The sequence below is a fragment of the Arthrobacter sp. SPT-J7 genome (assembly GCF_059089965.1).
In genome coordinates this window covers 1-18,953 of record NZ_JBNHFF010000002.1, presented here as the reverse complement: position 1 = coordinate 18,953, position 18,953 = coordinate 1, and the positions used below count along the sequence as shown (strand labels likewise).

The 18,953-nt window shown below is 68.4% G+C and carries 18 protein-coding genes; 16 read left to right on the top strand and 2 right to left on the bottom strand.

From position 1 onward, the window contains the following. Positions 1-338: 338 nt before the first annotated feature. The 9 genes from AC5RWX_RS02910 (at position 339) to AC5RWX_RS02870 (ending at position 11,029) form a co-directional block, all read left to right on the top strand. Complete coding sequence (locus tag AC5RWX_RS02910; RefSeq protein WP_493938875.1) at positions 339-2,126, top strand: DUF8094 domain-containing protein; 1,788 nt, start codon at positions 339-341, stop codon at positions 2,124-2,126. Between the two features lie 87 nt (positions 2,127-2,213). Next, positions 2,214-3,173, top strand: coding sequence for a tetratricopeptide repeat protein (locus AC5RWX_RS02905; protein ID WP_493938876.1), 960 nt, complete (start codon positions 2,214-2,216; stop codon positions 3,171-3,173). Then, positions 3,174-4,286 (top strand): NADH:flavin oxidoreductase/NADH oxidase, encoded by a 1,113-nt coding sequence (locus AC5RWX_RS02900; protein ID WP_493938877.1) that lies wholly within the window; start codon positions 3,174-3,176, stop codon positions 4,284-4,286. A gap of 48 nt (positions 4,287-4,334) precedes the next feature. Further along, positions 4,335-5,207, top strand: coding sequence for an ABC transporter ATP-binding protein (locus AC5RWX_RS02895; protein ID WP_493938878.1), 873 nt, complete (start codon positions 4,335-4,337; stop codon positions 5,205-5,207). Continuing rightward, complete coding sequence (locus AC5RWX_RS02890; protein ID WP_493943405.1) at positions 5,189-6,760, top strand: transporter; 1,572 nt, start codon at positions 5,189-5,191, stop codon at positions 6,758-6,760. Before AC5RWX_RS02895 ends, AC5RWX_RS02890 begins: the two co-directional genes overlap by 19 nt. An 82-nt stretch (positions 6,761-6,842) precedes the next feature. Then, positions 6,843-7,160: a DUF3039 domain-containing protein gene (locus tag AC5RWX_RS02885; protein WP_493938880.1), complete on the top strand. Its 318-nt coding sequence runs from the start codon at positions 6,843-6,845 to the stop codon at positions 7,158-7,160. A gap of 84 nt (positions 7,161-7,244) precedes the next feature. After that, a complete protein-coding gene (locus AC5RWX_RS02880) occupies positions 7,245-8,675 on the top strand; it encodes an MFS transporter (RefSeq protein WP_493938881.1) in 1,431 nt (476 codons plus the stop codon). After that, positions 8,672-10,459: a DEAD/DEAH box helicase gene (locus AC5RWX_RS02875; RefSeq protein ID WP_493938882.1), complete on the top strand. Its 1,788-nt coding sequence runs from the start codon at positions 8,672-8,674 to the stop codon at positions 10,457-10,459. The genes AC5RWX_RS02880 and AC5RWX_RS02875 overlap by 4 nt, the downstream gene beginning before the upstream one ends. Positions 10,460-10,759: 300 nt before the next feature. Further along, positions 10,760-11,029, top strand: a complete 270-nt coding sequence (locus AC5RWX_RS02870) for a GIY-YIG nuclease family protein (RefSeq protein ID WP_493938883.1) — start codon at positions 10,760-10,762, stop codon at positions 11,027-11,029. A 167-nt stretch (positions 11,030-11,196) separates the two neighbouring features. On the opposite strand, the gene AC5RWX_RS02865 is transcribed toward AC5RWX_RS02870, so the two are convergent. Beyond that, entirely contained in the window at positions 11,197-11,814 is a 618-nt protein-coding gene (locus AC5RWX_RS02865; RefSeq protein WP_493938884.1) for an isochorismatase family protein, read from the bottom strand. Continuing rightward, complete coding sequence (locus AC5RWX_RS02860) at positions 11,811-13,142, bottom strand: nicotinate phosphoribosyltransferase (RefSeq protein WP_493938885.1); 1,332 nt, start codon at positions 13,140-13,142, stop codon at positions 11,811-11,813. Before AC5RWX_RS02860 ends, AC5RWX_RS02865 begins: the two co-directional genes overlap by 4 nt. An 87-nt stretch (positions 13,143-13,229) precedes the next feature. Between AC5RWX_RS02860 and clpS the strand changes: the two genes are divergently transcribed. The 7 genes from clpS to AC5RWX_RS02825 all read left to right on the top strand — a co-directional run. Further along, positions 13,230-13,562: an ATP-dependent Clp protease adapter ClpS gene (gene clpS / locus AC5RWX_RS02855; RefSeq protein WP_414958557.1), complete on the top strand. Its 333-nt coding sequence runs from the start codon at positions 13,230-13,232 to the stop codon at positions 13,560-13,562. Further along, positions 13,563-14,138, top strand: a complete 576-nt coding sequence (locus AC5RWX_RS02850; protein WP_493938886.1) for a DUF2017 domain-containing protein — start codon at positions 13,563-13,565, stop codon at positions 14,136-14,138. It abuts the gene before it with no gap. Positions 14,139-14,345: 207 nt separating this feature from the next. Next, positions 14,346-15,302 carry a glutamate racemase gene (gene murI, locus AC5RWX_RS02845; RefSeq protein WP_493938887.1) on the top strand — a complete coding sequence of 319 codons (957 nt, stop codon included), beginning with the start codon at positions 14,346-14,348 and terminating at the stop codon, positions 15,300-15,302. Beyond that, entirely contained in the window at positions 15,299-16,093 is a 795-nt protein-coding gene (locus AC5RWX_RS02840) for an MBL fold metallo-hydrolase (protein ID WP_493938888.1), read from the top strand. The genes murI and AC5RWX_RS02840 overlap by 4 nt, the downstream gene beginning before the upstream one ends. Positions 16,094-16,289: 196 nt before the next feature. Further along, entirely contained in the window at positions 16,290-17,078 is a 789-nt protein-coding gene (gene rph / locus AC5RWX_RS02835; protein WP_493938889.1) for a ribonuclease PH, read from the top strand. A 25-nt stretch (positions 17,079-17,103) separates the two neighbouring features. Continuing rightward, positions 17,104-17,757 carry an RdgB/HAM1 family non-canonical purine NTP pyrophosphatase gene (gene rdgB, locus AC5RWX_RS02830; protein WP_493938918.1) on the top strand — a complete coding sequence of 218 codons (654 nt, stop codon included), beginning with the start codon at positions 17,104-17,106 and terminating at the stop codon, positions 17,755-17,757. A gap of 337 nt (positions 17,758-18,094) precedes the next feature. Further along, positions 18,095-18,953 (top strand): DUF222 domain-containing protein (locus AC5RWX_RS02825; RefSeq protein WP_494097049.1); only part of this gene is annotated, 859 nt, incomplete at its 3' end.

Here is an 18,953-nt window from a genome sequence, read left to right as displayed (position 1 = left end):
CGGACCGTCCCGGTGTTCGTTCACGCAGCATCCTCTCTTCCGCCTGCAGCCGCTGAAGCTGCGGGCGGGCGCTTCGACGCGCGGTAGGCAGCAACGGCTGCAGGATGCGGGCGATTCTGAGCGACAGACTACCAGTATGGAAGGGCACGGCAGCGGATGACGTCCGGCCGCAGGGACGCCATCGGACTGCGGGGGAAACCAGCCTCGCACGGACCGCAAGGCGGTTCGTTACCATAGGGTTATAAAGTTTAACCGACGCCGGGCAACCCGCCCCGGCCCTGACGGCTTGGGCGGACCCGCGGCCCTTGCTTCCTGCACGATCGACGATTGGTATTTTTGTGCGTTTCAAGATTTCCGTGGCCCTGATGGTGATCGGGCTGTTGGCCATCGCGCTGGGCATCGCCCAGCGCACCGTCTGGGCTCCGCCCGAGCGGGCAACCGCCAGCTACACGGCGGAGGCCTCCGCCCCGGTGACCGTGATTCAACCGGAAGTCTTTGGAATCCACGAGGAAGAAGTGGATGTTTCGGTGGAGGCCGACGGCGAGTTCCTTCTGGCTGTGGGCCGTGCCGGGGACGTCGACGCCTGGGTCGGAGAGGCAGCGCACACCTCGCTGACCGGAATCGAGGACGGCCAACTGCAGGGGACCGTGACCGAAGGCGAGGCCAAAGTGCCGAATCCGGCCGGGTCCGACCTCTGGGTAAGCGAGCAGCAGGCCGAGGGCAGCATTGAGCACCGCTGGGTGGCTCCGGCCGACGGCGAGTGGTCCATCCTGCTGGCCTCCGACGGCACCGCGCCGGCGCCGACCACGGTGACCGTCACCTGGCCGAACGACACGTCCGTGCCGTGGTCGCTGGCCCTGATCATCCTGGGAGCCCTGCTGGTGGTGCTCGGCGTGGCAATGGCAGTGGTGTCCCGCCGTCCGAACCGCCAGACGCCGGGCAACGATTCGCCGGGCAACGGCTCGGGTCCCGGCAGCGGAACCGGCAACAAGAGTGTGGCCAGCCCGGCGACCGCGCCGCTGGCCGCGACCGACGCCGCCGTGCCGGCCGGCCGCGCTGATGAAGCCGCAACGGCAAATCCGGGCACGGAGAATCCGGAAGAGGGCCGTCCCTCGGGCCGCCGGTCCTTGATGGTCCGCCCCGCGCTTGGCCTGCGTGCTGCGGCCGCAGCGGGCACCGTCGTCGTGCTTGCCGCCGGCACAGTGCTGCCCGCGCAGGCGGCTCCGTCACCGGAGGCCGAGGAAGCGGCCGGCTTCCCGGTGGTGCAGGAGAGCCAGCTGACCCGGATCATGGATGCGGTGGCCGCATCGGTATCTGATGCCGACAAGGCGCAGGACGCCGGCAAACTGAAGCCGCGTGTCGGGGGAGCGGCGCTGACCGTGCGCGAGGCCAATTACGCGGTGCGGGCCGAAAACGGTAAGTCTGCGGCTCCGGTCCCGGTGGCCGCCGGACCAATCCTGACCTCCATGGTCAGCACCAGTGCAGAGTGGCCGCGGACCGTGGTGACGGTGACCGAAGGCGAGGACAACCCGGTGCCGCAGGTGATTGTGCTGACGCAGCAGGATCCCCGGTCGAACTACCGGATGGTGGGCGCGCTGCAGATGCTGCCGGGGACAACCTTCCCGCAGGTCTCCACCGAGAGCAGCGGGACGCCGGCTGTTCCGCTGGATGCCAAGGACGGCCTGCTCTACTCGCCGCAAGCGGCCGTGAAGATGGTTGCCGAGAACCTGGACAGCGGCAAACACCAGAACAAGATTGGCAAGAACACCTTCTCCGACCAGATCCAGAAGATCCAGAAGGACCAGGTCAAATCCAACAAGAGCGCGGACATCTCCTTCCGCCGCAGCGTCGACGACAAGTCGCTGCGCGCGCTGCGCACGGCCGACGGCGGCGCGGTGGTGTTCGGCCACATCAAGTCGGTGACCAGAAGCGTGCCGGCCGAAGCCGGTGCCACCGTGGAACTTTCGCTCGAGTTCGCGGCGCTGGCCGGGGAAGACTCCACCACCGAAGGCGTGGACGTGACGTACAGCGAAGCGGTCTTCCTGTACGTGCCGCCGGCAGGCTCCGATGAAAAGCTCAACGTGGTCGGGGTGGCCCAGGGCCTGGTGGACGCCAAGCTGAAGTAGAGTCAGCCCGGCCGGGCAACCGGCCGGGCAGCGGCGCTTGCCGCCGCACAATTCCGGACCCCCACCGAGACGTATTAGTGTGATGCTATGACCACTCCAACTCCAGAGCAGGGCCCCGCGCCGTCTTCCGTCAGCCTGCGCGGCGCCGTTGACCTGTCAGCGCTGAAAAAGCCGCAGCAACCGGCCTCGGGTGCGCCGGCCACGGCCGCCGGAGCGCCGGCAGCGGGCGACACCGCAGGCTACATCGTTGAGGTCAACGAGCAAAGCTTCCAGGCGCTCGTCCAACTCTCCGCCCAGGTTCCCGTGATCGTGGAGTTGACCGCAACGTGGAGCGACTTGGCGCAGCAGCTGGCCTCCGCCATGGCCGAGGTGACCAACGAGTTTGCCGGCCGGTTTGTGCTGGCCCGGGTTGACGTGGACGCCAGTCCCGGCATCGCCCAGGCCTTCCAGCTGCAGAGCGTGCCGGCCGCCGTCGCGCTGTTGAAGGGGCAGCCGATCCCGCTGTTCCAGGGCGCGGCGTCGGCCGACGAACTGCGGCAGTTCGTCAACGAGCTGCTCAAGGTGGCCCAGGCCAACGGCGTGACCGGCACGGCGCCCGGCGCGGCGGACGCTCCGGCTGAAGAGGAGAAGCCGCTGCCGCCGCTGCATCAGGAAGCATTCGATGCCATCGAGGCCGGCGACTATGCCCGGGCAGCGGCGGCGTACCAGAAGGCGCTGGCCGAACAGCCGGCAGACAACGAGGCACGCACGGGGCTGTACCAGGTGCAGTTGCTGGAGCGGCTGCAGGGCGCCGACGCGAATGAGCTGCGGACCGCCGCCGCCGACAAGCCCGACGACCTGCAGGCCCAACTGGCCGTGGCCGATCTGGACATCTCCGGCGGACACGTCGAAGACGCCTTTGCCCGCCTGGTCGGCTTCATCAGCCGGCATACCGGTGACGAACGGGAAGCAGCCCGGGCGCGGCTCGTAGAACTGTTCGATGTGGTGGGCAGCTCCGACCCACGGGTCTCCAAGGCACGGCAGGCCTTGGCGCGGGCGCTCTTCTAAATGGCTCAGGATTCAGCCGGCGGCCTGTTCGAGCCGATGCAGCTGCGCGGACTGCACTTGGCCCACCGCGGCTGGGTGGCTCCCATGTGCCAGTACTCGGTCAGCCGCGAGGACGCACCCGGAACACCGAACGACTGGCACCTGATGCACCTGGGCCAGTTCGCCGCCGGCGGCGCGGCACTGGTCCTCACCGAGGCAACGGCGGTCAACGCCACCGGCCGGATCAGTCCCCAGGACACCGGCATCTGGACCGACGCGCAGGCGCAGGCCTGGAGCCGGATCACGGAGTTCGTGCACCGCTACGGTTCGGCGGACACCAAGATCGGCATCCAGTTGGCCCATGCCGGCCGCAAGGCTTCGACCTACGCACCGTTTGCCCGGGAATCCGGCACCGTGCCGCACGCCGAAGGCGGCTGGCGGACGGTCGGCCCGACGGCGGAGCCCTTCGGCCGCTACGACGCGCCGGCGGCGCTGGACGAGGCAGGCATCCAGCAGGTCGTCTCCGACTTCCGCGATGCGGCGGTCCGGGCGGTCTGGGCGGGGTTCGACACCATCGAGATCCACGGTGCCCACGGCTATCTGCTGCACCAGTTCCTGTCCCCGCTGGTCAACACCCGCACCGATGAGTGGGGCGGCTCGGCGGCCAAGCGTGCCCGCCTGCTGCTGGAGGTAGTGGACGCGGTCCGCGGCGTGATCCCGGACGCCATGCCGCTGCTGCTGCGTGTCTCCGCCAGCGACTGGGCGGACGGCGGCCTGGAACCGGAAGCGGTGGCCGACGTGGTGTCCCAGGCAGCCGCCCGCGGCGTGGACCTGGTGGACGTGTCCAGCGGCGGCGCGGTACACGGGGTGAAAATCCCGCTGGGCCCCGGCTACCAGGTGCCCTTCGCTGCCGCCATCCGCCGCCAGTCCGGCGTCCCGACCGGCGCCGTCGGACTCATCACCACGCCAACGCAGGCCGACGCGGTGATCAAGGAGGGCTCGGCCGACGCCGTGCTGCTGGCCCGGGCGGCGCTGCGCCATCCGCACTGGTGGCAGCGCGCCGCCGTCGAACTGGGGCACGAGCTGGCCTGGGCGCCGCAGTACGAGCGTGCCGCCGTGACGGAGAATTATTAGTCCTTGCGGATGATGCCCGCGCGGACGCCGCGTTGTTAACGTGGCAGTATGACTTCGCACCCATCACAGCCCCCGGTCCAGCAGCCGGACAACCAGAACCCCGGCCAGCCGCCCGCCCCGGCCGGCGGCGGCCAGGCTTCCGCCCCTGCCTACGGCGCGCAGGCACCCGTTCCCGCCCTGGCCGTGCGCGGGCTGGCCAAGCGGTTCGGCGAGAAGATCGCCGTCAACGGCATCAACCTGGACGTGCCGGCCGGGTCCTTCTACGGGCTGGTCGGCCCCAATGGTGCCGGCAAGACCACCTCGCTCTCCATGGCCACCGGGCTGCTCCGGCCCGACTACGGCCAGGTCTGGGTGCACGGGGTGGACGTCTGGGCCGAGCCGCTGAAGGCCAAGCGTCTGATGGGCGTGCTGCCCGACGGCGTGCGGCTGTTCGACCGGCTGACCGGCGAGCAGCTGGTCACCTACGCCGGCTTGCTGCGCGGCATGGACCGGGAGACGGTGGCCGCGCGGGTGCCGGACCTGCTGCGGGCCATGGACCTGACCAATGACGCCGGCACCCTGGTGGTGGACTACTCCGCCGGCATGACCAAGAAGGTGGCTCTGGCCACGGCGCTGATCCATGCGCCCAAGCTGCTGGTGCTGGACGAACCGTTCGAGGCGGTAGACCCGGTCTCCGCCGCGAACATCCGCGACATCCTCCACGACTACGTGGCCTCCGGCGGAACGGTGATCGTCTCCAGCCACGTGATGGACCTGGTCCAGCGCATGTGCGACCACGTGGCGGTGATCGCCGGCGGCAACGTGCTGGCCGCCGGCACCGTGGACGAGGTCCGCGCCGGTGCCAGCCTGGAAGAGCGTTTTGTCCAGCTGGTCGGCGGCCGGAACCAGGCGGAGGGGCTCGAGTGGTTGCGCACCTCGTAAGGCTGAAGCTGACCCTGCTGCGCAACGGCTTCAAACGCAGCCCGTGGCAGCTGGTCGGCGTGATCCTCGGCGGCCTGTACGCCATCGGCGTGCTGGCGCTGCTGATCGCCGGGCTGTTCTTCCTCAGCTACACCGAGCCGGAGATGGCACGCATGGTGGTGGTGCTGGGCGGATCCGCGGCATTCCTGGGCTGGGCGCTGATCCCGATGATGGCCACCGGCGTGGACATGACGCTGGACCCGGCCCGCTTCGTCACCTATGCCGTACCGATGCGGCAATTGCTGCTGGGCCTTGCCATCGGCGGCCTGGTGGGCATCCCGGGCGTGGTCACCCTGGTGGCAGCGCTGGGGCAAGCGGCCGCCTGGTGGCAGCACCCGGCAGCGCTGGTGGCCGCGGTGCTCTGCGCGGGGATCGCCACGCTCACCTGCGTGGTGCTCTCCCGCGTCACGACCTCGGCGTCCACCACGCTGGCGAGCTCGCGCCGGTTCAAGGACCTGAGCGGCGTCATCGGCATCATTCCGCTGATGCTCCTCGGACCGATCAGCATCGGCGTCGTCGAGGGTTTCCGCAGCTCGCAGAACTTCCTGCCGGCACTGGCCGAGGGGCTGGCCTGGTCGCCGCTGGGCGCCGTCTGGGCGGTGCCGGGTGACCTGGCGCTGGGCAACTGGGGCGCCGCCGCGGCCCGGCTGCTGATCGCGGTGGCCTTCCTGGCCGTGATGGCCTGGCTGTGGAAGCTGAGCCTGGCCCGCGCGCTGGTCACGCCGCCGTACAACGCGGTGTCCCGCAAGGCCGGCGGCAAGCTGGGCTGGTTCTCCCGGATGCCCGGCACGCCGGCAGGCGCGGTGGCGGCGCGGGCGCTGATCTACTGGTTCAAGGACCCGCGCTACGGCGCATCACTGGTGTCCATCCCGCTGATTCCGGTGGCGGTCTTCTTCGGCCTCTCGCAGGCCGGCGACTTCACCTTCATGCTCTGGCTGGGCCCGATGATCGCCTTCCTGCTGTCCTTCGGCATTTCCGCCGATATCGCCTACGACAACACGGCCTTCGCGCTGCACGTCACCACCGGCGTCAGCGGCTTGGCCGAGCGGATCGGGCGCGTCGTCGCCTGCGCGGTGATCGCCCTGCCGGCCACCGTGCTGCTGACCGTGCTGCCGTTCGTCTTCATCGGCGAATGGCACCTGCTGGCCCCCGTGTCCGGGGTCGCGTTCGGAGTGCTGCTCACCGGGCTTGGCCTGTCCAGCGTGGTTTCGGCCCGGTACACCTACAACGTGCCGCTGCCCGGCGAGAGCCCGTTCAAGACCCCGCCCGGTTCGACCGCCCGGATGATGCTGGTCCAGCTCGGCGGCCTCGGCGTGCTGGGGCTGCTCTCGCTGCCGGAGGTGGTGCTGGCGCTGATCGGCGTCTTCACCGGCGACGCGCTGTGGGGCTGGCTGGCCCTGGTGGTCGGCGTCGTGCTCGGTGCGGTGCTGCTGGTGGTCGGCGTGGTGCTGGGCGGCCGCTGGTACGACCGCCGCACGCCGGAACTCTTCCAGGCCGTGGCGAAAAACAAATAGCAGGCCCTCTCGGCCGCCACGGCAGGTGAGGACGACGGCGGAGGCGCGCTCCGCCGTCGTCCTTCCTTTTTCAGGGGTTAAGATGGATGGCATGAGTCTTCCCCCGGATCCTTTCGAAAACGACCCCCGCGCGCCGCAGACCCCGGGCGGGTCCACCGCGACGATCGAGCGTGAAGAACTCCGCGAAGAGCTTGAGCCAGGCGACCGCGAACGCTTTGCGCACTATGTCCGCAAGGAAAAGATCATGGAGTCGGCACTGTCCGGCGAACCGGTGATCGCCCTGTGCGGCAAGGTCTGGGTGCCCGGTCGCGACCCGAACAAGTTCCCCGTCTGCCCCGACTGCAAGGCCATCTACGAAGGCCTGCGCCCCGGCGGCGACGATTCCGGCAAGAAGAAGTAGCCCCTCCCACTCACCTGAAGCGGGCGCGTCCGGCGTCCGCCGCGCTGCCCCCTGCCTGCAAAGAAAGCTAGCCCTGGTTCCTCGATGACCGAATCCACTGCCGTCCGCGCGCCCGGCGCGATGTCGGCTGCCTACCGGCCGCTGACGCTGGGACTGCTGGCAGTGATCACGCTGGCGGCCTTCGAGGCAGTGGCGGTGGCGACGGCGATGCCGGTGGTGGCGGCCGACCTGGAGGGAAAGTCCGCCTACGGGCTGGCCTTTTCCATGTTCCTGACGGCCTCGCTGCTGGCCAGCGTGGTGGCCGGTGTCTGGTGCGATGCCAAGGGCCCGCGCCCGGCGCTTGGCGCAGGGCTGGTGCTGATGGTGGCCGGCCTGGTGCTGTCCGGGGTGGCCGGAGAGTTCTGGATTTTCACCGCAGGCCGGGCCGTGGCCGGACTGGGCGGCGGCTTCGCCATCGTGGCGGTTTATGTGATCATCGGGCAGGTGTATCCGCAGCGGATGCAGCCGGTGGTGTTCGGCTGGCTGGCTGCGGCCTGGGTGGTTCCATCGCTGGTGGGGCCACTGGCCGCCGGCGTGGTCGCGGAGTACCTGTCCTGGCGCCTGGTGTTTTACGGCGTGGCGCCCATCTTCCTGCTGGCCGTGCTGGTCATCTGGCCGCGGACGCGGAGCGTGGGGGCACCGGACAACCCGACGACGGACCGGCGCGCCGGACGCCTGCAGGCGGTGCGCGGCCTGATGCTGGCCGGCGGCGTGTTCCTGGCCCAATGGGCCCTGTTCGAAGTGGTCGCCGGCGGGCCCGCCTGGCAGCTGGTGCTGCTGTACGCGCTGGCCGCCGGGGGAGTGGTGCTGGCGCTGGTGGCGCTGCCCAAGCTGATGCCGGCCGGGACGCTGCGGCTGCGCCGCGGGCTGCCCAGCGTGATCGCCACTCGAGGGCTGATCAATCTGGCGTTCTTCGGCGCCGAGGCGTTCATCCCGCTGATGCTGGTGGCGGCGCACGGCATCTCGCCGGCCACCGCGGGCCTGGCCCTGACGGCCGGGGCGGTGGGCTGGAGCATCGGCTCCTGGCTGCAGGCCCGCGTGCAGACGGCGCGGCACCGGTTGCTGGTGGTCGGCTCCGGCATCCTGACCGCCTGCATGGGGCTGATGGCCCTGGTCTCGGCCCCGTCGGTGCCGCTCTGGGCGCTTATTGCGGTCTGGGCGCTGGCCGGGTTTTCCATGGGGGTGGCGTTGTCCACCACCTCGGTGCTGGTGCTGAAGATGTCCGCTCCGGAAGAGCGCGGACGGAACTCAGCGTCGCTGCAGCTGGCCGACCAGCTGGGCGGCGTGGTGGGAACAGCGGGAGCGGGAGCGCTGTTTTCGCTGCTCCGCGATCCGGACAATCCCGGCGCGATCGGCGTCTACGTGGTGATCTGGCTGGTACTTGCCGTGGTGGCGGCCGGCGGAATCTTCACCGGGTGGCGCAGCGCGGAACGGACGGAAGACAGACAGGAACAACGGGAGGAGGCCACCGAATGAGCAATGACACACTATTTGGCGCGGGACCGGTGCTGCCGCCGGCTTACCCGGAACGTGCCGCGTGGGGCACGGCGCCCAAGCTGCGCCAGTGGCAGGCCGAGGCCCTGCAGAAGTACTTCGAGATGGCACCCCAAGACTTCCTCGCCGTCGCAACGCCCGGCGCCGGCAAAACCACCTTCGCGCTGCGCGTGGCCACCGAACTGGTGGACCGCGGGCTCGTCAACCGGATCACCGTGGTGGCGCCGACGGACCACCTCAAGCGGCAGTGGGCGGACGCCGCCGCCCGGGTGGGGCTGGCCATCGACCCGAACTTCAAGAACTCCGACGGGTCGCACGGCCGCGACTTCATCGGCGTTGCCGTCACCTATGCGCAGGTGGCGATGAAACCGCTGCTGCACCGGGCCAAGACCGAAGCCGCGAAGACGCTGGTGATCCTGGACGAAATCCACCACGGCGGCGACGCGCTCAGCTGGGGCGACGGCATCCGCGAGGCCTTCGAACCTGCCGTCCGGCGGCTGGCGCTGACCGGTACCCCGTTCCGCTCCGATACCGCGGCCATTCCCTTCGTGGAGTACGCCGAAGACAAGGACGGGATCCGCCGTTCGCGGGCGGACTACACCTACGGCTACGGCAGCGCGCTGCGCGACCACGTGGTGCGCCCGGTGATGTTCATGGCCTACTCCGGGGAAATGCGCTGGCGGACCAGCTCGGGGGAGGAGTACGCAGCCTCGCTCGGCGAGGCAGCGGTCACCAAGGACATCACCGCGCAGGCGTGGCGGACGGCCTTGAACCCGCAGGGCCAGTGGATTCCGTCCGTGCTGGCTGCCGCCGACAAGCGGCTCACCGAGGTCCGCCGGGCCGTGCCCGACGCCGGCGGGCTGGTGATCGCCACCGACCACGAGGACGCACGTGCCTACGCCGGCCAGCTGAAGAAGATCACCGGGGAATCCCCGACGGTCATCCTCTCCGACGACGCCGGTGCCTCCGAAAAGATCGAGTCGTTCTCCGCCGGCGACAGCCGCTGGATGGTTGCCGTGCGGATGGTCTCCGAAGGCGTGGACGTCCCGCGGCTTTCGGTCGGCGTCTACGCCACGTCCACGGCCACTCCGCTGTTCTTCGCCCAGGCCGTGGGCCGATTTGTGCGCGCCCGAAAGCGCGGCGAAACGGCGTCCGTCTTCCTGCCGTCGGTGCCGAACCTGATGGAACTGGCCAACCAGATGGAGCTGGAACGCGACCATGCGCTGGACCGGCCGGACAAGGACAATGACGAAGGCTTCATTCCCGAAGAAGCGCTGATGGAGCAGGCAAACCGGGAGGACAAGGCCTCGGGGGAGCTGACCAAGCAGAAGTTCGAGGCGCTGGACTCGCAGGCCTCCTTCGACCGGGTGCTGTTCGACGGCGCCGAGTTCGGCACCGGGGGAGAGATCGGCAGCGAAGACGAACTGGACTTTTTGGGCATCCCGGGCCTGCTGGACGCCGAGCAAGTGGGCGTGCTGCTGCGCCAGCGCCAGCAGGAGCAGCAGACCCGCAAGCGCCAGCGGGCCGGAGGAACAGCCGCCGCTGAGCCCGTGCCGGCCGTGGTGGACCACCGGCAGCTGACCGAATTGCGCAACCAACTGGCCAAGAACGTCTCCGCCTGGTCGGCCCGCTCCGGCATGCCGCACGGCGTCGTCCACTCGGAGCTGCGCCGGGTCTGCGGCGGTCCGGCCGTGGCCCAGGCCAACGAAGAACAGCTGAACAAGCGGCTCAAAAAGCTCCAGGACTGGTTCATCGGCCGCAAATAACCCCGCGGTGATCGACCAAAGGCGCTTGCGCCTGCGGTTCGTTGATCGACCAAAGGCGCTTGCGCCTGCGTGGAGATCCGCCCGCGCGGAGATCCGCAGCCGGAATCGCACGCGGCTTAGACACCTCGCTCGTTCCTCGCTCGGCGATGCGCCGCTTTGCGATTCCGGCTGCGAACCCTGTTCCCAACGCTGTCGGTGTTCGACCAAAGGCGCTCGCGCCTGCGTGGAGATCGGTCACTGTGGAAATCCCCTGCCGCTCCCACGACTTTTTGGCACACTGGTCCTCCGACAGGAGGCGGCATGCCATACATGTACATCCTGCAGTGCTCGGACAACAGCTTCTACGTCGGGAGCACGTGGGACCTTGAACGGCGGATCAGTGAGCACGGGTCTGGCGAAGGGGCTGCATATACGGCCCGCCGCAGGCCGGTTCGTCTTGTCTATTGCGAAGAATTCAGTCGAGTAGAGGACGCGTTCGTTCGGGAGAAGCAGGTTCAGAACTGGAGCCGTGCTAAACGCATTGCGCTTATCGAGGGCCGCCTGAAGGATCTCAAGAGCAACATGAAATAGGCGGATGGGCAGCTGGATCTCCACGCAGGCGCGGGCGCCTTTGGTCGATCACCGCGCGAACGGCTCAGGTGGAGAAGCTAGGGCCGGAGGCCGGAATCGCTAAGCGGCGCATCGCCGAGCGAGGAACGAGCGAGGTGTCTAAGCCGCGTGCGATTCCGGCGCAGGCACTACTCGATGACGTCGATGCCGTTGTCGCTGAATTCGGCCAGGGTCTTCTCCACGCGTTCGGCGTTGATGCCCGCCGAGAGCGTCAGGTTCACTGAGGTGGCATAGCCGGCCTGCACGGCATCGAGCGCCGTCTGCCGGACGCAGTAGTCGGTCGCCAGTCCGGCCACCACCACTTCGTCCACCTCGTGTTCCTGTAACCAGTCGTCCAGGCTTAGTGGTTCGGTCTCTTCTTCTTCCTCTTCGCCGTCGCGCTCGCCGGTGGCTACTTCGTCGGCCGGAGCCAGCAGGCCGTCGAAACCGGAGTAGCCGGCGTCGTACTGGCCCTTGCGGAAGTAGGCGTCGATCCGGTCGGTGTCCAAGTCAGGGTGCAGGTCGGCCCCGCGCGTGCCTGCCACGCAGTGCCGCGGCCAGCTGTCCACGAAGTCCGGTTCGTCGGAGAAGTGGCCGCCCGGCTCCACATGCCAGTCCTGGGTCGCCACCACGACGTCGTAGTCATCCGGCCGGTTGTCCAAGTGCTCGCTGATGTCGGCGGCAGTCTTGGCGCCGCCGTCGACCGCCAGGGTACCTCCCTCGCAGAAGTCGTTTTGGACGTCGACGATGATCAGTGCACGTGTCATGACAGCTCCTCGAATTCGGTGGGAATGGCGGGCTCGCCGCGCTGCAGCCGGTGTACGGCGCCGGGCAGTTCGGCCATCGAAGCGGTGTGGCGTTCCGCGGCACGGCGGACGCCTTCGGCGCCGGTCCAACCGTCCGCCAGCTTGCCGTTGGTGACAAATTGATGCAGCAGCGGCCGGTCGTTGCCGTCGTCCAAAGGCCGGTGGCCGATGCCGACCACCTCGGCAGTGGCAGCGCCCTTCGGATTGAGTCGGCGCAGCGCGTATTTGCGTCCGCCGACCGAGATCTTGTTCTTGGACGCCTTCGCCACCGAGACCTGCTCGCCGTCCGGGCCCTCGCGGCTCACGAGTTTGTAGACCATGCTGGCGGTGGGCGCGCCGGACCCGGTGACCAGTGCGGTGCCGACGCCGTAGGAATCCACCGGGGCCGAGGCCAGTGCGGCGATGGCGAACTCGTCCAGGTCGGAGGTGACGGTGATGCGGGTGTGGTGGTTGCCCAGATCATCGAGCAACTTGCGCACCCATTGCGCCTGGGCGATCAGGTCGCCCGAATCCAAGCGCACGCCGCCCAACTCGGGACCTGCCAAGTCCACGGCCGTACGGACGGCGGTTTCGACGTCGTACGTGTCCGCCAGCAGGGTGGTGCCCACACCCAGCGAAGCCAGCTGCGCTTCGAAGGCCTGTTGCTCGGTGTCATGCAGCAAGGTGAAGGAATGGGCGGCGGTTCCCACCGTCTTGACGCCGTAGCGGTAGCCGGCTTCCAGGTTGGAGGTGCTGGAGAAGCCGCCAATCACCGCAGCGCGGGCCGCGGCCACAGCCGACTCCTCGTGCGTACGCCGGGACCCCATCTCGATGCAGGGCCGATTGCCGGCCGCGCCGGCCATCCGCGACGCAGCCGAGGCGATGGCGCTGTCGTGGTTGAGCGCTGACAGGATGAACGTCTCCAGCACACAGGCCTCGGCGAAGCTGGACTCTACGATCAGGATCGGCGAGTACGGGAAGTAGGCCTCGCCCTCGGCATACCCGTAGATGTCGCCGGTAAAACGGAAATCTGCCAGCCAGTCGATGGTCTTCGCGTCCACCACGTCCGTGCGGGCAAGAAAGTCCAGCTGGTTTTCGGAGAAAGTGAAGTGTTCAATTCCTTCCAGGACCCGGCCCGTGCCGGCCACTACTCCGTAACGTCGCCCGTCGGGCAGCCGCCTGGCGAAGGCCTCGAAGACAGAACGCCGATGGGCTGCCCCGGAGTGCAGGGCGGCCTGGAGCATGGTCAGCTCGTAGTGGTCGGTGTACAGGGAGGTGCTGGGGTGCCCCCAGCCAGCTGCAGTGTTCACATCCACGACTCTAATCCTGTGTTCGCCGTCTGAGTACTTCGAGGCCGCCGGCGGGTCCCGAAGCGGCGCCTGCCTACAATGGAAGCCATGACCGTGAGCATGCTTCCCTCCTGCACAACCGTGTTGGACGCGGATATTGAGACGTCCCGCCGCACGGAATCGTCCGAACTCACGGCCAAAGACGTCCCGTGGGTCGTCATCGTGTGGAACGATCCGGTCAACTTGATGAGCTACGTCAGCTATGTCTTCCAGAGTTACTTCGGCTATTCGGAGGCCAAAGCGCACAAGCTGATGCTCGAAGTGCACCAGCTGGGCAAATCCGTGGTGGCCACCGGCAGCCGCGAACAGGCCGAGCGGGACACGGTGGCGATGCATTCGTTCGGCCTGTGGGCCACCTACCAGAAGGCGGACCAGGCGTAGATGGCCAAGGCATTCAAGCGCACACGCAAGGGGATTACCGGCTTCCTGGAGCCGGCCGAGCGGGACCTTATCGGGAAATTGTTCGGGGACGTGATCTCCTTGCTGGAGGTCGACCGGCAGGACGAGGATCCGCTGGCGGCGATGGTGGGGCTGGACCTCGACGCCGCCAAGCCCCAGGATGCCGCCTTGCTGCGACTGCTTCCCGACGCGGTGAAGCACGACGACGGCGAGGCGCTGGAGTTCCGCAGGCTCACCGAGCGCTCACTGCGCGAGGACAAACTCGGGGCGCTGCGCGCCAGTGCGCTGCTGCTGGAACACACGCCGCTGCAACTGACCGACGAGCAGGCCCGGCTGTTCGCACGCGCCACCAACGACGTCCGGCTGGTGCTGGCCGAGCGGCTGAACATCCGCACCGATGAGGACGCGCAGGCGCTGCATGAGATCGACGACTGGTCCCAGGCCGAGGACCTGGAGACCTATCTGGCACTGGTCTATAACTTCATGACCTGGCTTCAGGAAACGTTGATGCAGGCCCTGCTGGACGGACTAGACCGCCAATCCGGCCACGGGCGCTGAGCTCCGCGGGGCTGCGCACTAGCGCCTAGCTCCTGGCTCAGCGCCGCCGCGCACGAGTACTGAGCTGCGCGCCGCCGCGAGGAGAGGCCGCTGGACGCCCGCGGGGGTGTGAGATGGCTTACAGAAGTGGCGCAGAAGTTCGCCCAACCCGCCGCCAACGTCTTATCCTCTAGTGAACATGAGCCCGGAAAGGCAGTGAAACTGAAGATGTTGATCCAACCCGCAGCCCCGATCGGCATCTTTGATTCCGGGGTGGGCGGGCTGACCGTGGCCCGCGCGGTGATCGACCAGCTGCCGAACGAATCCATTCTGTACGTGGGGGACACCGCGAACGGCCCCTACGGTCCGCTGCCGATCGCCGAAGTGCGCGCCAACGCGCTGGGCGTGATGGACGAACTGGTCGACGCCGGCGTGAAGCTCTTGGTCATTGCCTGCAACTCCGCCTCCGCCGCCGTGCTGCGCGACGCCCGGGAGCGCTACACCGCCCGCTACGGCATCCCGGTGATCGAGGTGATCCAGCCGGCCGTCCGCCGCGCCGTCGCCTCCACCCGCAGCGGCCGGATCGGCGTGATCGGCACGTCGGCCACGGTCGGCTCCCGCGCCTACGAGGACACGTTCGCCGCCGCGCCACACCTGGACGTGACCTCGGTGGCCTGTCCGCGTTTCGTTGAATACGTGGAAGCCGGCGTGACCGCGGGGCAGGAACTGCTGTCAACCGCCGAAGAATACCTGGAGCCGCTCAAGCGGGCCGACGTCGACACCTTGGTGCTCGGCTGCACGCACTATCCGCTGCTGACCGGCGTCATCTCCTATGTCATGGGCGACGGCGTCACGCTGGTGTCCAGCGCGGAAGAGACCGCCAAGGACGTCTACCGTTCCCTGGTTTCCCACGATCTGCTTCGGCCGGAAGGAACGCCGGGCCAGCACCACTTTATTGCCACCGGCGATGCCGCTTCCTTCGAGGTGCTGGCCCGCCGGTTCCTGGGACCCGAAGTGATTGCGGTAGAGCATGTGGACCACGTGGCCGCACAATATCCCACCGGCAGCATGGCCCGGATTACTCCGGAGATGATTGCCGCCGCGCGCGCCGGCGCGCCGTCGGAACCCAGGATTTCGCCGTTTGCCGCCACGGCGGGGCAGCCCAGCCAAGGGGAGCGGGCATGAACCTGACCATCATCGGCTGCAGCGGCTCGTTTCCCGGACCGCAGTCCCCGGCGTCGTGCTATTTGGTAACTGCCAACGACGGCGAACGCATCTGGCGCATCCTGTTGGACCTGGGCAATGGCGCGCTGGGGACCGCGCAGCGCTACATGGAGCTGGAGGATATCGACGCGATCTTCCTGAGCCACCTGCATCCGGACCACTGTATGGACCTGTGCGGACTCCACGTTGCGGTGCGTTGGAATCCCGGCGGCTGGGCCAAGGGCCGGATTCCGGTGTGGGGACCGGCTGCCACCGCGGATCGGATGGCCACCGCCTACGGACTGGAGCTGGACCCCGGCATGACCGAGGAGTTCGACTTCCACCACTGGGCCGAACGGGAACCGGTGAAGCTGGGGCCGTTCACCATCACGCCCTACCCGGTGCGCCATCCGGTGGACGAGGCCTACGCTATTCGCGTCGAGGCCACTGAACCCACACCCGATGGGCCGGTGACGCGGGTGTTGGCTTACTCCGGGGACACCGACAGCTGCCCTGGGTTGGTTGAAGCAGCCACCGGCGCGGACATGTTCCTCTGCGAAGCCGCCTTCCACGAAGGCCGTGACGACGCGGTCGACGGCGTGCACCTCACCGGGAAGCGTGCCGGCGCAGCCGCCACCGAGGCCCAGGTCCGGCGGCTGCTGCTGACGCACCTGCCGGTCTGGAACGACTCGGTCCGGACCGTCAACGAAGCCCGCGAAACTTACCAGGGCGATTTGGCCGTGGCGGTAGCCGGCGTCAGTTACGTCGTCTGACGCGCACCTCCTGAACCGCGGCGGCGGCGGCGGCGCGCGGAAGCCTGCGCCGTCGTGCCCTAACCGCACGGCCCGTGCCACACTGACTGACTCGCACCGCCTGAACCGCGGCGCCTAGCTCACTCCGGCCGAACCGCGGCGCTTGACTCGCCCTCCTGAACCGCACGCGGCAGCCGCGAGCCGATAGGCTGGTGCCATGACTGATGTTGATTCCAGCTCCGCCCTGCCCGCCGTCACTGTCCGAGCCGACGGCCGGACGCCTGAGCAGTTGCGCCCGATCAGCATCACCCGCGGCTGGTCCAACCAGGCCGAAGGCTCGGCGCTCATCGAATTCGGCAACACCCGCGTGCTGTGCACCGCCTCGCTGACCTCCGGCGTACCGCGCTGGCTCAAGGGCGAGGGGCGTGGCTGGGTCACCGCCGAATACGCCATGCTTCCGCGGGCCACCAACACCCGTTCTGACCGAGAATCCGTCAAAGGCAAGATCGGCGGGCGCACGCACGAAATCTCCCGGCTGATCGGCCGCTCGCTTCGCTCAGTGATCGACACCAAGGCGCTGGGGGAGAACACCATCGTGCTTGACTGCGACGTGTTGCAGGCCGACGGCGGCACCCGCACCGCCGCCATCACCGGCGCCTTTGTTGCCCTCGCCGATTCATTGCACTGGGCCAAAGAGCAGAAACTGGTCGCCCGCTCCGCCCGGCCCCTGACCGACACTGTGGCCGCCGTGAGTGTGGGCATTATCGACGGCGTTCCCATGCTGGACCTGCCTTATGTTGAAGACGTTCGCGCGGAAACCGACATGAACGTGGTGGTCACCGGATCCGGTCAGTTCGTGGAGGTCCAAGGCACCGCCGAAGGCGCGCCGTTCGACCGCACGGAGCTCGACGCCCTGCTGGACTTGGCTCTGGCTGGCACTGCTCAGCTCTCCCAGATCCAGCGCGACACGCTCTCGGAGACGCTGGGAGAAGTCATCCGTGGCTGAAGCAGCGGCTGAACAGGGCGGCGCACTGAGCTCCCGGAGCGCTCAGGACCCCCAGAGCTCACCGGGCACCGAACCCCGTCTGGTCCTGGCCACCCACAACCAGGGCAAGCTCCGCGAACTACGCGAACTGCTGCGGCATCAGATTCCGGGGCTCGACGTGGACACCCAGGTGATCGACGCTGCTGCAGCAGGTGCGCCCGACGTCACCGAAACCGGCCTGACCTTTGCGGAAAATTCCCTGTTGAAGGCGCGCGCGGTCGCCGAAGCCACCGGCCTCGTGGCTGTCGCCGACGACTCAGGCTTAGCCGTAGACGTACTTGGCGGCGCACCCGGAATCTTTTCCGCCCGCTGGGCCGGGAAACACGGCGACGACGAAGCCAACCTGCGCCTCCTGTTGGCCCAGCTGGCCGACATCGCGCCCGAGCACCGAGGTGCCTCCTTCGTCTGCGCCGCGAGCGTTGTGTCCCCACGGCTGGAAGCTGTCGAAGAGGGCCGCCTAGCCGGCGTCCTGTTGACCGAACCTCGCGGCTCGGGAGGCTTCGGCTACGACCCCATCCTGCAGCCGGCCGGGATGGACCGCAGCTGCGCGGAACTGCAACCGGAAGAAAAGAACGCCATCAGCCACCGCGGCCAAGCGTTCCGCGCTCTGCTGCCGCACCTCGTCGCGGCCCTGAGCTAGCGCGTGCCGTCCGGCCAGTCGGCGCCAGCCGGACAACCAGATACGCGCGCGTTTTGCATTGGCTCGTGGCGGCACTCAAGCCAACACAGGGGTAGCGTCGCTCACAGCCGATGGGGATCCGAAACCGTTGGTCCCGCACAAGCTGGTTTCAGTAGCCCTTCTTGCACCCACCGAAAGTGTCCGACCCGGCTTATAGGCTGTTTTCAGTAGCAGTTCTGTACCAAACGTTGGCCATCGGGGCGGGGTTTTCCGGTGGTGTCTGCGGGCTTTGTTCCGTGACCGTTCGTAGTCGATGCCGTGCCCTGTGTGGGCATGCTGAAGATTGAGACGCGTGAGAATGTTTGATCCGGTAGCACCTGAACCTTCCGCCGCGGCGCCTGCCGCCGTGAGCGGTGTGGCGGTTTCGTTGCCGCCGGTTGATCTGGAGGCTCCCGTGGAGGAGTTGGTGGACCAGCTCGCCGCGAGGGAGGATGCCAAGGACGCGATCGCCGCGGACCAGGCCAGGCTGATGGTTGCGCTGGAGCAGCGGATCCGGGCCGAGCGCGCCGCCGCGGGCGTCCCGGCCGGGCGGCGGGGTGAAGGGATCGCGAAGCAGATCGGGTTGGCGCGCCGGGAGTCCCCGCACCGGGCGGCCCTGCTGTTGGGCCGGGCCAGGGTCCTGGTCAACCAGATGCCGCACACACTCGAAGCACTGCAAACGGGGACGCTGAATGAGTGGCGGGCGGCGATCCTGGTCCGGGAAACCGACTGCCTGAGCCCGGAGCATCGGGCCGGGGTGGACCGGGAGCTGGCCGGGAACCCGGAGCGACTGCACGGGATGGGCAACCGGCAGCTGGAGGCCGAGGCCAAACGGATCGCGTACCGGCTGGACCCGCGGGCGGTGGTCGGCCGGGCGGCGAAGGCCGAAGCGGACCGGCACGTCTCCTCCCGGCCCGAACCCGACGTAATGGTCTCGGTCCGCACCCTGCTGCCCGTTTCCCAAGGGGTCGCGGTGATGGCCGCGCTGCATCAGGAAGCGGAGCGGCTGCGCAACGCCGGGGACCCCAGGAGCCGGGGCCAGATGATGGCCGATACCGTGTTTGAACGCGTCACCGGCCGGAGCACCGCGGACCCGGCCCGGCTCGAGGTGCAGCTGGTGATGACCGACCGGGCGCTGCTGCAGGGCGGGACCGAACCGGCCTGGCTGACCGGCTACG

Coding starts and splice junctions, on each gene's coding strand:
- AC5RWX_RS02850 (WP_493938886.1), top strand. CDS start 13,563: ATGGCCAAGGCATTCAAGCGCACACGCAAGGGGATTACCGGCTTCCTG.
- AC5RWX_RS02885 (WP_493938880.1), top strand. CDS start 6,843: ATGGATGGCATGAGTCTTCCCCCGGATCCTTTCGAAAACGACCCCCGC.
- murI (WP_493938887.1), top strand. CDS start 14,346: ATGTTGATCCAACCCGCAGCCCCGATCGGCATCTTTGATTCCGGGGTG.
- AC5RWX_RS02865 (WP_493938884.1), bottom strand. CDS start 11,814: ATGACACGTGCACTGATCATCGTCGACGTCCAAAACGACTTCTGCGAG.
- AC5RWX_RS02900 (WP_493938877.1), top strand. CDS start 3,174: ATGGCTCAGGATTCAGCCGGCGGCCTGTTCGAGCCGATGCAGCTGCGC.
- rph (WP_493938889.1), top strand. CDS start 16,290: ATGACTGATGTTGATTCCAGCTCCGCCCTGCCCGCCGTCACTGTCCGA.
- clpS (WP_414958557.1), top strand. CDS start 13,230: ATGACCGTGAGCATGCTTCCCTCCTGCACAACCGTGTTGGACGCGGAT.
- AC5RWX_RS02895 (WP_493938878.1), top strand. CDS start 4,335: ATGACTTCGCACCCATCACAGCCCCCGGTCCAGCAGCCGGACAACCAG.
- AC5RWX_RS02840 (WP_493938888.1), top strand. CDS start 15,299: ATGAACCTGACCATCATCGGCTGCAGCGGCTCGTTTCCCGGACCGCAG.
- AC5RWX_RS02870 (WP_493938883.1), top strand. CDS start 10,760: ATGCCATACATGTACATCCTGCAGTGCTCGGACAACAGCTTCTACGTC.
- AC5RWX_RS02905 (WP_493938876.1), top strand. CDS start 2,214: ATGACCACTCCAACTCCAGAGCAGGGCCCCGCGCCGTCTTCCGTCAGC.
- AC5RWX_RS02880 (WP_493938881.1), top strand. CDS start 7,245: ATGACCGAATCCACTGCCGTCCGCGCGCCCGGCGCGATGTCGGCTGCC.
- AC5RWX_RS02875 (WP_493938882.1), top strand. CDS start 8,672: ATGAGCAATGACACACTATTTGGCGCGGGACCGGTGCTGCCGCCGGCT.